Raw genomic sequence first — 13,621 nt, forward strand, 5'->3', positions numbered from 1 at the left:
GATAATTAACCCCATGCTAAATAATTACGTTTTACGAAGTGTTCGTTATATGTTGGATTTGAGCGATGCTCAGATGGTTGAAATCGTAAAACTTGCAGACTTTTCAGTCACAAAAGAAGAAATGAGCCTTTGGCTAAAGAAAGATACCGATCCAGACTACGTTGAATGTAGTGACCTTGTGCTCGGTCATTTTCTGAATGGATTGATTTATCATCGCCGTGGTAAAGATGAAAGTCGCCCAGCACCCGAAGTTGAAGACAGAATCAATAACAATATTATTTTCAAGAAATTACGTGTTGCCTTTGAACTGAAAGACGTTGACTTACTGGATATCTATCAGTCTGTTGATTTCCGAGTTTCCAAACCAGAATTAAGTGCTATTTTCCGTAACCCAGAACATAAAAATTATCGTGAATGTGGCGACCAATTATTACGTTACCTATTAAAAGGCTTAACGTTGCGCCTACGCGGAAATAAATAATTCAGGTCACCATAATGCTTGTGAGCATGATGGCTATAGGCTGATATCAATGTCAGCCTATATATTTTTCAACAAGTAACTCAAAAAAGTATCAACTTTTGGCGAAAGTGAACGTTTTGAGGCATAAACAGCGCGTAACTCAATCGGCGCTGGACACATATCATCAAAATTGACTTCCACCAACGTTCCCGCTTGAATTGCCTTTTGGCATCCCTCTTTTGAAAGAATAGCGAATCCCAATCCATTAAGTGCGGCGGCACTAGCAAGAATCCCGCTATTCACACGGTACTGACTGTTTATACTAACTTTTTTTAACTGACCATGATGTGTACTAAAAACCCATGGTTGCCCCTGCAACGCACTAAAACTCGTAATACAGGGCAACATACTGAGTTCATCCACGGTGCTAGGTATCCCCTCTTTTTCAATTAGCTTCGGAGCAGCAACGACAACACTCTCCCAAGATTTAACTAATTTCGAGTGATAGCTACTGTCCATTAACGCTCCGCGATGAAAAGTTAGCAATAAATCCACTTCATCACTAATAACATCTAAAGGCGCTAGTTGCGTATCACAATGAATGGCAAGGCTCGGATGGGCAAGCGCAAATTGAGCCAGTAAATCTGCAAATAATACACTGCCAGATTCACTTGGAATCGTTAGCCGCAAAGTACCACTTAATATTTCTGAGGCGCTAATTTTTTGCAAGGTTTCATTTAATTCTAAATACAGTTTTTGGCTCTTATTTAATAATAAAGTACCTTGCTCAGTTAAGCGCATTTTCCGTGTAGTTCGTTCAATCAATCGGCAATTAAGTTGAGTTTCAAGCTGCTTAATTTGCCGACTCACATTTGATGTTGGCATCGAAAGTTGTTTTGCTGCATTAGCAAAACTTCCCTGTGTGGCCACCGCAACAAATACTTTCAGTAAATTAAGATCTACAGACATAATACAGCCTAATTTTAGTGTTCATTAATGCCTCACTAATAACATTAGCAGTAGCCAATTGCCATTATTTTTTGGTAGCGCTGATCCAATAATGTATCCTGATCTAATGTACTCAGCTGGCTTAAATCGTGAATAAGTTGCTGCTTAAGATATTGTGCAGCTAATGTATAATTTCGATGTGCTCCACCTAACGGCTCAGGAATAATCGTGTCGATAATTCCTAGCGCTTTTAGTCTCGGCGCGGTCATTCCCATCACCTCAGCCGCAACTTGCGCTTTTTGGGAATCTTTCCATAAAATAGAGGCGCAGCCTTCTGGAGAAATTGCAGCGTATGTACTGTATTCCAGCATATTAATTCTATCACCCACTCCGATTCCTAGAGCGCCTCCAGAACAACCTTCTCCGGTGATCACACAAATAATCGGCGTTGTTAGGCAAGACATTTCCTGAATATTGCGCGCAATTGCCTCTGCTTGCCCACGTTCTTCAGCGCCAACGCCTGGGTAAGCCCCTGCAGAATCAATGAATGTAATAACCGGCAGTTTAAATCGCTCCGCCATTTTCATTAATCGAAGTGCTTTTCGATATCCTTCAGGGGATGGCATTCCAAAATTACGTTTTACTTTTTCCTTCGTATCCCGCCCTTTTTGTTGCCCCATTACCATAACTGGGCGACCGTCTAAACGCGCTAATCCCCCCACTAACGCTTTGTCATCAGCAAATGCTCTATCCCCCGCTAATTCCTGAAACTCAGTAAATATAAGAGAAATATAGTCTAGTGTGTAAGGACGCATTGGATGACGAGCTAATTGCACAATTTCCCATGCACCTAAAGAAGAGAAAATATTCTCCGTGAGGGATTGGCATTTCTTTTCTAATAATTGGATCTCCTCATCAAGCTTTAGTTCTGATGGATGCCCCTTTTGCTTAAAGGCATTTAATGCTTCGATTTTTTCATGAAGCTCAATAATGGGTTTTTCGAATGCAAGAAAGTGGCTAGACATAGTGACCTTAAAATCGACCAAATAATTTTAAGAGTCTACTGAGAGGAACAATCCTATTCTATAAACAAGAATAGGATTAATAGTTATCAAAAGTGGGATAATTAAGACTGGATAAGATTTTTACGTAACAATACCGAGATGCAGCCGTTCATAAACACCTCTTTATCTTGCGTATACCCTAACTTTTCAGCGACACGCAGTGACGGTATATTTTGAGGCCCTATAAAGCAGATACTTTCTTGGTGTTTTTGCTCCGCGATCAGCCAAGACAATGCAGCTTGCATCGCCTCCGTCGCGTAACCTTTACCTTGATATTCAGGCGCAATCACCCATCCCGCTTCAGGAATACCTTTAACGTGGGGTTCAACAATGCGATGAAAATCGGCAAACCCAAGATCTCCCACATAATTTCCTGTCGCTTTTTCTCTCACCGCCCAATAACCAAACCCGAGTAGAGGCCAAAGTCCGCCATATGCGAGCATACGCATCCATGATTCGCGCTCCGTTGAAGGAACACCACCAATATGCTGAACCATTGAGCGTTGTCCCCATAACTGCGAAAGTGCTGAAAAATCACTAACCTCATGTTTTGCTAAAATTAATCTATCTGTTTCAAGTTTAGGGATCACGTATTCCCCTCCTCTAGATTATCTAAATGGCGGCTCATCGAATGTTCTTAATTTTCGGGAATGCAGCTTATCACCTTCTTGTCGTAGCAGGTCAATGGCACGGATCCCAATTTGTAGATGCTCCGATATTGCGCCTTCATAAAAACTGTTTGCTTGTCCTGGAAGTTTGATTTCTCCGTGAATCGGTTTATCAGATACACAGAGTAATGTGCCATAAGGGACACGGAAACGGTAACCTTGTGCGGCAATTGTGGCACTTTCCATATCCACCGCAACGGCTCGGCTGAGGCTGAATCTGCGGGCGGTTGCAAAAAACCTTAACTCCCAGTTACGATCATCCGTTGTGACCACCGTTCCGGTACGTAAACGCTGTTTAACGAGCTCACCAGGCATATTACTCACCTGTTTAGTTGCGTCATATAGCGCCCGTTGAACTTCAGCAATACTTGGAATAGGAATATCTGGTGGTAATACATCATCTAAAATATGGTCATCACGTAAATAGGCATGTGCTAAAACATAGTCACCAATTTTTTGGCTTTCTCGTAGCCCGCCACAGTGACCAATCATTAACCACGCATGAGGGCGCAATACCGCTAAATGGTCGCAAATGTTTTTCGCGTTTGCTGGACCAACGCCAATATTCACTAATGTAATTCCTGCCCCATCACGTGCAATCAGATGATATGCAGGCATTTGAAATTTTTTCCACGTTAAATCGGATGTGGCAAATTGCGGATCGGCATTTTCAGCGGTTAAATAGTTATGCCCTACACAAGATAATGCGATATAGCGGCTTTCTGGATCACGAATTTGCTCACAGGCCCAATTCACAAACTCATCAACATAGCGGTTATAGTTGGTAAACAAAATATAAGGCTGAACGTGCTCTGGTGGTGTTCCCGTATAATGTTTTAGTCGCGCTAAAGAGAAATCAACACGGAGTGCATCAAAGTGGGATAATGGCATATCATCCGTCACATGATACAAACCATCCGTAATATCATCACTGATATGAGAGAGATCGGTAATAGGAAAATGAGCAGCCAGACTGCTACTCATACTTCTATCAAGAATTAAATCTGAACCATCGATAACGAATGGATATGGAATTTCAGTTTTAGACGGACGAACTGCAAAAGATACGTCATAGTCTTGTTGAAAAATGGTTAATTGCTCAACGAGGTAAGCTCGAAACAAGTCAGGTTGAGTCACAGTAATACTGTAATCTCCCCGTTTCACAAAACGGGCATAAGCTCGCGTTTTTTCACAATGATCAACCTTTCCTTCCCAAGTTACACACAACTCAGGGTAGGCAAACAACCCATTTTCTCGGGCGTTAGCATCGGGTAACGTTCCATTTTCAACATAGGTTGCAATGGCATTTCTCAAGGCTTCAATGGCATTTGAATAGAGTAATGAGAGTGTTTCGATTGTCTCTTCTATAGAAAGATTTTCATATTTTCGGCATTGTTCCAAAGACACGCTTAACTCCTTATCAAATGACGTAAATTTTACGCCTTCAGTGTATGTTATTCATCGAATACTCACAAGAAATTGCATTTAATCCTTGAAAATTTAATAAGTTAAAATCTTATTTTATTCTATTTATTATTTAGTTGTTTTTACCTATTGCTAATCTTGTACTTCATTGAATATAGAAAATATATATAATTAAATTAATTTTAAGATAACGCTTATGGATTATTTAATAGCCCTTAAGCCAGCGTTAGTCCCTTTGTTAGCAATATAAAATAAACATCTTGAAATATTTATATCGTTACTTATGAAGGGGATGAAAATAAAATTAAGAATATTATTAAATTTAATCAAATAGTGATTAAATGTTTATGCAATTATATTTAAAAGTAATACAATATCGCTGTAGCTTATGGTTTCAATGTTTATGACCGCTGGTATAAATACTTAAAAGGTATTAAGGAAATCCAATGAAAAAAACGCTTTTAGTTTCTTCTATCGCTGCATTATCAATTTTGGCTGCATCTTCATCTGCATTTGCAGCTAAAACACAAACCTATAACTGTGATGGACAAAAAATTAAAGTTTCTTTTCCTAATCAAGATACAGCAGTGATGCTTTACAGCGATGAACTGATTTTACTGAAAAGCAAAGAAGCCGCGAGCGGCGCTCGCTATGTTGGTGAAAACTTCCAACTATGGAGCAGCAAAGCAGGCTTAAACTTAGCCACTATTTCTGAAGATGATGCTATTAATAATCGTATTTCTGACGACAAAGGTCGTGATTGTAAACTGGTTAAATAATTGCATATCTAACTGCACATAATCGTAAAAAGCAGCATCGTAATTATTATGATGCTGCTTTTTTATATAAAAATAATCTTATTGGGTAATTAATGTTAAAACTAGCGGCAATGTAATAACGGCAAGAATAGTTTGGAAAGTAATAATCCCTGCCATTAATTGGCTATCTCCATTAAGCTGCTTAGTTAAAATATAGGACGTTGGTGCGGTAGGTATAGAGAAAAAGATGACTAAAAGCACACTTTCTAATGTTGGTAATTCAAATAAATAAGCCGTAAATGAGGCTAGCACTGGCATAGCAAGCAAGCGAAACAATGTTGAAACCATAATAGGTTTAAATTCTTTTCTGAGCGTTGCTGTTTGCAGTGCCCCACCAATACAAATTAACCCTAAAGGTAAACTGGCTGCAGCCAACAATTTTAAAAATTGATCAGACCCAAATGGTAAACCTATTGGTAATAAATTTAATAATATTCCGATGATACAAGAAATAATTAATGGGTTTTTAGCAATAGGCATGATCAATTGCTTTAATGTCACTTTCTTCCCTGCACTTAACGACAGTACCGCAATGACATTACAGCTGGGAACCAAAATCGCCATTATCACTGCTGAAATCGCAATCCCTTCCGATCCAAAAAGATCAGCAACAATCGCCAACCCTAAATAAGTATTAAAACGAATAATCCCTTGAATGTGTGCCCCAAATCGTGGAATAGGTATTTTAAATAAATATTTATTTATCACGACAAGCAGTGAGCTTACAGCAAGGATGAAAAAAATGGCGCAGGCAAGATAGGGTAATTTGGGATTATTGAGTGGCGCACTCGCTAAACTGTTTATTAATAATGCAGGGAATAAAACAAAGTAATTGAGTTTTTCTGCGCTAGGCCAAAAATCGGCAGAAAATAGTGCTGTTCTACGTAAAACAAAACCCATTGCGATGAGAGCAAACAACGGCCACAACACGAGTAAGATCTTTTCCATGATTAAGAAATTCTTGTTTTTCAAACCATTATGAATTGATAAATGTGACTATATCGTTAAAATCAATGAGATGTTAGTTAAAAAAAGCGATGTAGGTAGATACCTTTCCAGAGTGTGAGCTTTATTCAAAAATAGAGTGCAGGTTATTCCGATAGCCAACACATTTATTTATCGTTACTCTCACTAAATCTCATTATTATTTTTTCAAGTTAGTCCTATGGATATAAAAAACCTTTGTAAGATCTACCGAACAGGTAAAAAATTTAAATATGTCTTTTTCTGGGGACATCAATCCAAACAACAGCAAGTCACGAAAAGCTGTTTTAGCCAATGGTACCCTGCTCCTTTTATCGTTGATGATAACCGTTTCGCCAGTGCCGAACATTTTATGATGGCAGAAAAAGCGCGTTTATTTGGCGATAGTGAAATTCTGCAAAAAATTATCAATGCTCCGAATCCTGGGGCTGCAAAAGCCTATGGACGAGAAGTTCGTGGTTTTAAGCAAGATATCTGGGATGCAAACCGATTTGATATTGTTGTAAAAGCTAATTTAGCCAAATTTTCTCAAAATGATGCGCTAAAGCAGTTCTTATTGGCAACAAATGAGCGTGTCCTCGTGGAAGCGAGCCCTGTCGATAAAATATGGGGAATTGGCTTAGCGGAAGATGCGGAGAATATTGAAAACCCACTCACGTGGAAAGGCTTAAACTTATTGGGCTTTGCATTAATGGAAGTACGGACACAATTAGCCAATTAAGATTTTCAGTACAAATATCCCGCTGTTAAAAAGCAGCGGGACTTCATATTAAATATCCATTATAGCGGCATTCTATATTCAATAACGCCCGGTTTTTCTGCTACCCAATTGTATAGCTTTTGTCCGCGTAAATTGGTTTCTTGAGTATGCCAATATAAACGTCCACATTGTTTCTGCTGCGCTTGTTGTTGAACAAACTCAATTAATTGTTTCCCCACATGGCGGCCACGAACTTCAGGGGTCACATAGAGATCTTCTAAATAACAAAAATCATTTTCTGCCCAAGTGGAACGGTGGTAAAGATAGTTAACAAAACCAACCACTTTGTTCCCTTCCAACGCGACAGCACAGTGCATTGGTTCTTTTTCATCGAAGAAACGCGCCCATGCTTTTAATGTAATTTCTTCGCTTAAATCCACTTGATAAAATTTTTGATACTCCAACCAATAAACTAACCATTCTGGGTAGTGCTCAGGGGAAACAAACTCAATAGATACCGGTAGTTCTGCATTATTCATAATAACCCTTCCATTTGTAGACATATAACTGAATGGGGTTATAGTACAGAGCTATCTGGTACTGTATAAGATACACTTTTGTTATTTATTTAGGATCCACTTATGAGAAGAAAGCAGCAAGCTCAGTTCCCACTGTTATTGATTGAACAGGGTCGAATTAATGAAGGGGTTTACCATACGATCCGTAATGCAATATTGGATGGACGAATTGCTGCTGGCCTAAAATTACCTTCGACTCGGGCGCTAGCTGAGATGATGTCAATCTCTCGTAACTCGGTAATTGCAGGGTTTGAACGTCTAATTGATGAAGGTTATTTATACTCAAAGCAAGGCTCAGGAACCTATGTTTCTGCACAAATTCCTGATGAGCTAGTTCGTCCAATTAGCACCAAACGAGCGGCTTCCCAACAAGAAAATCCTGCACTTTATCTGAACCCCATATTGAATAACCTTCAGCCACTCTGGGAACAGTCTCGCCCAAATACCAACAAGCGCTCAATATTTAATATTGGCGTTGGTTGTGTTGATCAGTTTCCCCATGACCTATGGGGGCGATTATTAGGGCGAGTTTGGCGAAAATCCAAGCATGATATCACGCACTATAATCACCCTGATGGCTATATACCGCTCAAAAAATTGCTGGCTGATTATGTGCGTTCAACCCGTGGCGTTCATTGTCATGAAAAACAAATTATTATCGTCAATGGAACCCAACAGGCGATAAATTTGGTGGCAAAAGTTTTATTAAAACAAAATGATACTGTTTGGCTCGATGACCCTGGTTATGACAGTGCTCGTGCTATTTTAACCGCTGCTGGCGCCAATATTTCACCAATCCCTTCCGATAATGAAGGAATGAATATTGAATATGCAGCTGCACACCATGGTGATGCCAAATTAATTTACACCACGCCATCCCATCAATTTCCACTTGGAACAACCTTAAGCTTACCCCGCCGCCTCGCATTATTAGATTGGGCGCAACAAAATAACGCTTGGATATTTGAGGATGATTACAACAGCGAGTTTCGTTTTTTATCCAAACCGATTCAAGCCTTACAAGGGCTAGATAATCATCAACGTGTTATTTATGCCGGTACATTTTCTAAAATGATGTATCCCGGTTTTCGCCTTGGATTTTTAATTGTGCCAGAAAGTCTGAGTGACGCTTTTACGATGATGAAATATTACAGTGACAGCCATTGTAGTTATTTAGAACAAGCCGCTTTAGCCCAGTTTATTCAAGAAGGTCATTACGCGAGACATATTCGAAAGATCCGCAAAATTTGTTATGAACGCCAAACTGTTTTTTGCCAATCTATCAATCAATATCTCCCGCATATTTTTACTGCACAGATGAATGATTCAGGGATCCATACCGTCTGCTGGATGAAAAAAGGTTATAGCTTAGAGATTATCCTAGAGCAGTGTCGTAACCTTGGTTTTGGAGCTCAACCTCTATCTCGTTATTGCATTAGCAGTCAAAATAATGATGCCATTCTATTTGGATATGCCGCCCATACCGAGCTCGAAATCGTCCAGAATATTCAATTACTACGTGATGCATTGTTGAAAATATACCCAAGTTAAACAGAAATGATATTCACCGCTATTCCGATTGCCGACGATATTGAACGGCTTATAAGATGACCTCAATGCAATTTTTCACCCTATTGAGGTGTACTATGACAAAAATAAATTACCCTTATGAACTAGAAGTCGGCGACATTGTTTTCACCAGTATCGGCACTGAAGTTTTTCGCCAAATCGCATCTGCATCAAAGTGTTGGAGTAACCATGTAGGCATGATCATCGGCCATGATGGTGAAGACTATTTAGTGGCAGAAAGTCGCATTCCGTTATCGACCACCACCACATTATCCCGATTTATTTCTCGCTCATCTGAGCATCGTTACAGTGTGCGTCGCTTATCCACACCTTTAACCGAGGCACAAAAACAGGCGTTAGTGACACAAGTTTTTCCACGATTAAATAAGTTTTATCACACAGGGTTTAAATACGATTCATCGCGCCAGTTTTGCTCAAAGTTTGTATTCGATATTTACCAATCTGCCCTATCTATTCGTATTGGTGAAATCGAAACTTTCCAAGAATTATTAACAAAAAATCCAAATGCCAAATTAAAGTTCTGGAAGCTATGGTTTATTGGTTCCATTCCTTGGGAGCGCACGACCGTCACCCCGGCCAGCTTATGGCATCATCCAGAGCTTTCTTTGGTGTACCGTAGTCACGAAGATATTAATTAATACCTGTATTTAACAACCGATTGATTGATTCTACCTCATAGATAAAAAGCCCTACATCACAGGGCGTTATCTAACAACCTAACGTTTTTAGGAGCAACTTCAGCGCTATCTTCACGCTATTTTTTGACTCTATTCCCTCATCAAAATACCCTCCTACCCATACACCGATTTTTATGCCCATTCGTTTGTTCAAAACGCAATTAATGGATGAGCGCGTTCAATAAAAGGATTGAGGAGAAACGCAATGGCGAATCAATTCCGAGAAAAACAAGTCCCTTTAATGTTATTCGTCTCTTACAGCGATAATTCATTTAAACAGCATCATCAAAGGGCATCTCATGGGGGAAACAATATGGATTCAAAGTTAAATAGTTTAGAAAAAGAGATCGATAAAATGAAAAATGATCTGCATGAAGTCAAAACCAATATCGCCGTAATCAAATCTAACTATTCCACCAAAGAAGCTTTAGCCGCTAGCGCCAATAAAATCATTTTATGGTTTGTAGGCAGTGTGATATTGACGCAGTTACTGCCAGTGGTTGCGAGAGTTGTGGATATGTGGGTGAAGTGATTAATACTTATACTAATGAATATACCTTTCTTATCTTGATTCTTGGAACCACAAAAAAAGGCACTCGCCCCCGAGTGCCTTTTGGCTACAACCCGCTAAACTATGAGCTATTCAGCGGTTCTGGTACTTGTGCGGATTAGGTAGTCAAATGCGCTAAGTGCGGCGTTCTAAAAGTGAGTTAAACAATTGATTTAAATGGATTTAATCAATGTTTGATGTCCACATATTGACCACACTTATAAAGCCTCTTTTGACAAGAGGCTTTATTTTTGCTTATTTTTCAATGGGTGGGAGGAGTTTTTTAGCCTGTTCAATCAAGGTTTCAATAACTGCAAGAGGAATATTTGGTTCATAACAAGTTAGTGTAAATTGATGGGTAACGTCCGAGTAAAAGACTTCAGCAAGTTGTAGAACTGGGTCAGTATTTGCCATAGTTAGTTCAAGATACATACCATCTCTAACTATGTCGCTTCCTCTTGCAAATTCGTATTCAGTATCATCATTGATCATAATTATTTTTCCTTATAAATTAAAATATAACCATCTGCAATTACTCTGCATAACCTTTTTGCTATCATATCCATATGACACGTAGCCTAATATGAGGTACAAGTTTTGATTGACTTTTTATCTAGTAATACTTGGCAAGGGATTGGGGTTATAACTTCAGTTATCCTAGCATTAATAGGAATTTTTCTATCTCAAAATACTCGACGTAGAATATTCAGATCTAAGAATACTAAATTTCAAAACAAATCAAATCTTCCTAAAGAGATATTGGATGGACAAACTACAACACTTTATGGAAAAGTTCGAGAAGAGCTCTTTCCTGGTCCACCAAATTATGAATCAATAGATAATGGTGATGTACCTCAATTTTATTGGATATTATATACCAATGAACCAATAAACTTAGTAGGAAGATGCATGGAAACTAACGAGCTACGTGAGAATGGTGAATCATGCGCATTTCAATTATGCCTAAGTGATCAAATTTATAATAACCGCTTAGATATACTTGGAAAATACGTAAAGGTTGATGGGGAAATTTTCTTTGGCCATACCGGCCATCACAAAACTAAAGCGCTTTTGGACGTTAATTCTATTCAAATTTTAAAATAGTTCGTTGATTACAAACTTATGAAGTATATGTAACATATTAATATATAATCTGATTTATATTTCCCTCAAATTAAAAATATGAGTAATATGAATACATTCTATTACTCATATATCAAAACATCTCTACTTGTTTCTCCCCCCGATGCGATCTAGGTAACTCATCCATAGGGATCTCAAAGCCTTCTGGCAACTCTTGTGGGATTGTTTTTGTTAGATAAATATCTACCGAGGTTATTATTATAAAAGAGTAGCCACACAACATGTTTTGACATTGGTGGTAACTTCTACGAGTTTCACTGCTCATGGATTTACTGGTTTTGGTATAAGTCACAGCGCCACATTTTGGGCAATTGAACGCCATTTTTAACCTTAGGTTTGGAATACGCCTTAAGTTAGGTTAATCTATTCATAATAAAAATCAATTAAAAGGATTTACCATGAGACAAAAACAATCTATATGGAGCTTTATAGCTGCTATAATCCCAATCACATCTTTATTTATTTTTATTTCACCTTACCTGTTGTTTACTTATTTAAATATTTTAAATGCAGAAAATTTTTTCCCTTTCCTGTTAAGCGAAACTTATTTATTTCCCTACCTTTTATTTATTTCTTTTTTTTGGTTTTTAGTTTTCATGGCTATATACATTTCTCCATCATTAATTTATAGGCTACTTCAATTTGAAGCTAATAAAAAAAACACAAAAAACATCTATTATATTAATAGAGTCAATTTCCTAACCGCATTCCTATTGGCCCCCATAATAACATACTCATTAATTTCAGTAAGCGTAGAACATGGGCTTTCCGGATTATTGACATTAGGTTCCGCATCAATATTATTCACAATATTTATTTTGACATGCGATTTAAAACTTACAATTAAAGATTTAATTAAAAAAGACACATTTTTATTATTGGTTTCCACTATACTATTCTCTTTTATAGTATATTACACCACATCTGAAAAAACACAGTTATCCATCATTCCATCTTTATTAGCATATGTATTTTTAATAACACTTATTTATTTAAGATTTAAATATTACAACCAAATCATTCCTAATTTTAATATGGATAGAATTTTCATGTTATTTTTAACATTAATGATTCTAATCATAGTATCTCTTTCAATGACTCTATTTATTAGCCCGAATGCAATTACGAATCAATATAAAAATCTATACTTCATTGATTTTATTAAGTTATATTTGATTTTATTTTTACTACCCAATATTATTATATATGCAATTTCGAGAGAAAATATATCTGTAAAACTTATTTTTATTTCTGGATATTTAGTCTTGTTATTTACATTTACCAATATTGTGGATTATATTGCATATAAATCATTTCGTACCATGCGATTTATTAACGAAGAAGAAATAAGTATCAATGTAAATAAATGGCACTCTCCCAAAAGACCCATTCCAATAAGAAATGATGAATATAATGAAAATGTCTTTAATGCTTTTCAATCCCTAAATTACTCTTTATTATGTAAAAGAAAAAATGAACAATTTACCATTTCAGAAATACACTTAAGATCATTAAATAATACACCTATTAAAAATGATGATTTTTTCTGTATTTATATAGCAAATAAAGATATAAAGGTTATATCTCCTACAAAAACTGGAAAAAATTAAATCTGATCAATACCAACATTTTTAATCCTTATCTCTAACTCCAGACTTGTGATAACGCCGTGAACATCGATTTGATGGACAACACGGCTAATCCACCCACTGGTGACTATCAATAGTCGGTTTAAAGTCGGTTACGGTCACAGACATTTCAGGGTATGGCTCTACGCGCCCCTAAGCCAAAGTGATATTAAATTCTACCTCATCCCTTTGTAATTTTGACCACTTGGCCGCGGCGGCGCATTTAGCGAATTGCTCATTTTTAAGGTTCATCGCATCACAAAAACGTTACCTTCTGCCCCCTCGATGTAGTTACCCTCTTTTTTGGGCATTTGTTTGCCGTAATTCAAATCTAACCAAATAATTAATGGTGGCAGCTTCATTACTCTGCAGATAATCCTAGGTCACC

General features: G+C 37.6%; 15 protein-coding genes and 2 pseudogenes. 8 read left to right on the forward strand and 9 right to left on the reverse strand.

From position 1 onward, the window contains the following. Positions 1-13: 13 nt before the first annotated feature. Positions 14-481 (forward strand): DUF1456 family protein, encoded by a 468-nt coding sequence (locus GKR74_RS12585; RefSeq protein ID WP_132495915.1) that lies wholly within the window; start codon positions 14-16, stop codon positions 479-481. 57 nt (positions 482-538) lie between these two features. Here the strand turns inward: GKR74_RS12585 and GKR74_RS12590 are convergent, their stop codons facing one another. The 4 genes from GKR74_RS12590 to GKR74_RS12605 form a co-directional block, all read right to left on the reverse strand. Next, positions 539-1,429, reverse strand: coding sequence for a LysR family transcriptional regulator (locus tag GKR74_RS12590; RefSeq protein WP_154603841.1), 891 nt, complete (start codon positions 1,427-1,429; stop codon positions 539-541). A gap of 44 nt (positions 1,430-1,473) precedes the next feature. Further along, on the reverse strand, positions 1,474-2,433 hold the full coding sequence (gene accA, locus GKR74_RS12595) for an acetyl-CoA carboxylase carboxyl transferase subunit alpha (protein ID WP_154603842.1): 960 nt from the start codon (positions 2,431-2,433) through the stop codon (positions 1,474-1,476). A 101-nt stretch (positions 2,434-2,534) separates the two neighbouring features. Further along, positions 2,535-3,062 (reverse strand): GNAT family N-acetyltransferase, encoded by a 528-nt coding sequence (locus GKR74_RS12600; RefSeq protein WP_336431329.1) that lies wholly within the window; start codon positions 3,060-3,062, stop codon positions 2,535-2,537. 18 nt (positions 3,063-3,080) lie between these two features. Next, entirely contained in the window at positions 3,081-4,508 is a 1,428-nt protein-coding gene (locus tag GKR74_RS12605; RefSeq protein WP_442959348.1) for an AMP nucleosidase, read from the reverse strand. A 503-nt stretch (positions 4,509-5,011) separates the two neighbouring features. Here GKR74_RS12605 and GKR74_RS12610 point away from each other — a divergent pair. Beyond that, positions 5,012-5,344, forward strand: coding sequence for an MliC family protein (locus GKR74_RS12610; protein ID WP_154603843.1), 333 nt, complete (start codon positions 5,012-5,014; stop codon positions 5,342-5,344). A 78-nt stretch (positions 5,345-5,422) separates the two neighbouring features. Here the strand turns inward: GKR74_RS12610 and GKR74_RS12615 are convergent, their stop codons facing one another. Then, positions 5,423-6,331, reverse strand: a complete 909-nt coding sequence (locus tag GKR74_RS12615) for an AEC family transporter (RefSeq protein ID WP_154603844.1) — start codon at positions 6,329-6,331, stop codon at positions 5,423-5,425. 217 nt (positions 6,332-6,548) lie between these two features. On the opposite strand from GKR74_RS12615, the gene GKR74_RS12620 reads away from it, so the two are divergent. Beyond that, positions 6,549-7,088 carry an NADAR family protein gene (locus tag GKR74_RS12620; RefSeq protein ID WP_154603845.1) on the forward strand — a complete coding sequence of 180 codons (540 nt, stop codon included), beginning with the start codon at positions 6,549-6,551 and terminating at the stop codon, positions 7,086-7,088. Between the two features lie 59 nt (positions 7,089-7,147). Here the strand turns inward: GKR74_RS12620 and GKR74_RS12625 are convergent, their stop codons facing one another. Continuing rightward, a complete protein-coding gene (locus GKR74_RS12625) occupies positions 7,148-7,606 on the reverse strand; it encodes a GNAT family N-acetyltransferase (protein WP_154603846.1) in 459 nt (152 codons plus the stop codon). A gap of 102 nt (positions 7,607-7,708) precedes the next feature. Here GKR74_RS12625 and pdxR point away from each other — a divergent pair, with 102 nt between their 5' ends. The 3 genes from pdxR (at position 7,709) to GKR74_RS12640 (ending at position 10,444) form a co-directional block, all read left to right on the forward strand. Then, positions 7,709-9,196 (forward strand): MocR-like pyridoxine biosynthesis transcription factor PdxR, encoded by a 1,488-nt coding sequence (gene pdxR / locus GKR74_RS12630; RefSeq protein WP_154603847.1) that lies wholly within the window; start codon positions 7,709-7,711, stop codon positions 9,194-9,196. 95 nt (positions 9,197-9,291) lie between these two features. Further along, on the forward strand, positions 9,292-9,873 hold the full coding sequence (locus GKR74_RS12635) for a YebB family permuted papain-like enzyme (RefSeq protein WP_154603848.1): 582 nt from the start codon (positions 9,292-9,294) through the stop codon (positions 9,871-9,873). 244 nt (positions 9,874-10,117) lie between these two features. Next, positions 10,118-10,444, forward strand: coding sequence for a hypothetical protein (locus tag GKR74_RS12640; protein WP_154603849.1), 327 nt, complete (start codon positions 10,118-10,120; stop codon positions 10,442-10,444). A 273-nt stretch (positions 10,445-10,717) separates the two neighbouring features. Here the strand turns inward: GKR74_RS12640 and GKR74_RS12645 are convergent, their stop codons facing one another. After that, positions 10,718-10,954, reverse strand: a complete 237-nt coding sequence (locus GKR74_RS12645) for a hypothetical protein (protein WP_154603850.1) — start codon at positions 10,952-10,954, stop codon at positions 10,718-10,720. A gap of 105 nt (positions 10,955-11,059) precedes the next feature. Between GKR74_RS12645 and GKR74_RS12650 the strand changes: the two genes are divergently transcribed. Further along, the gene (locus GKR74_RS12650; protein ID WP_154603851.1) at positions 11,060-11,566 is read left to right on the forward strand and encodes a DUF4431 domain-containing protein; all 507 of its coding nucleotides are present in this window, start codon (positions 11,060-11,062) and stop codon (positions 11,564-11,566) included. Between the two features lie 70 nt (positions 11,567-11,636). Here the strand turns inward: GKR74_RS12650 and GKR74_RS12655 are convergent. Beyond that, a pseudogene (locus tag GKR74_RS12655) lies at positions 11,637-11,927 on the reverse strand (ogr/Delta-like zinc finger family protein). Positions 11,928-12,003: 76 nt separating this feature from the next. Here GKR74_RS12655 and GKR74_RS12660 point away from each other — a divergent pair. Beyond that, positions 12,004-13,215 (forward strand): hypothetical protein, encoded by a 1,212-nt coding sequence (locus tag GKR74_RS12660; protein WP_154603853.1) that lies wholly within the window; start codon positions 12,004-12,006, stop codon positions 13,213-13,215. Here GKR74_RS12660 and GKR74_RS18005 read toward each other — a convergent pair. Beyond that, positions 13,212-13,571, reverse strand: a pseudogene (locus tag GKR74_RS18005) (phage late control D family protein); the annotation flags it as partial. The gene GKR74_RS12660 and the pseudogene GKR74_RS18005 sit on opposite strands and share 4 nt — an antisense overlap. Positions 13,572-13,621: the final 50 nt, after the last annotated feature.

Source organism: Providencia sp. wls1914 (assembly GCF_009706645.1).
Lineage (GTDB): Bacteria > Pseudomonadota > Gammaproteobacteria > Enterobacterales > Enterobacteriaceae > Providencia > Providencia zhijiangensis.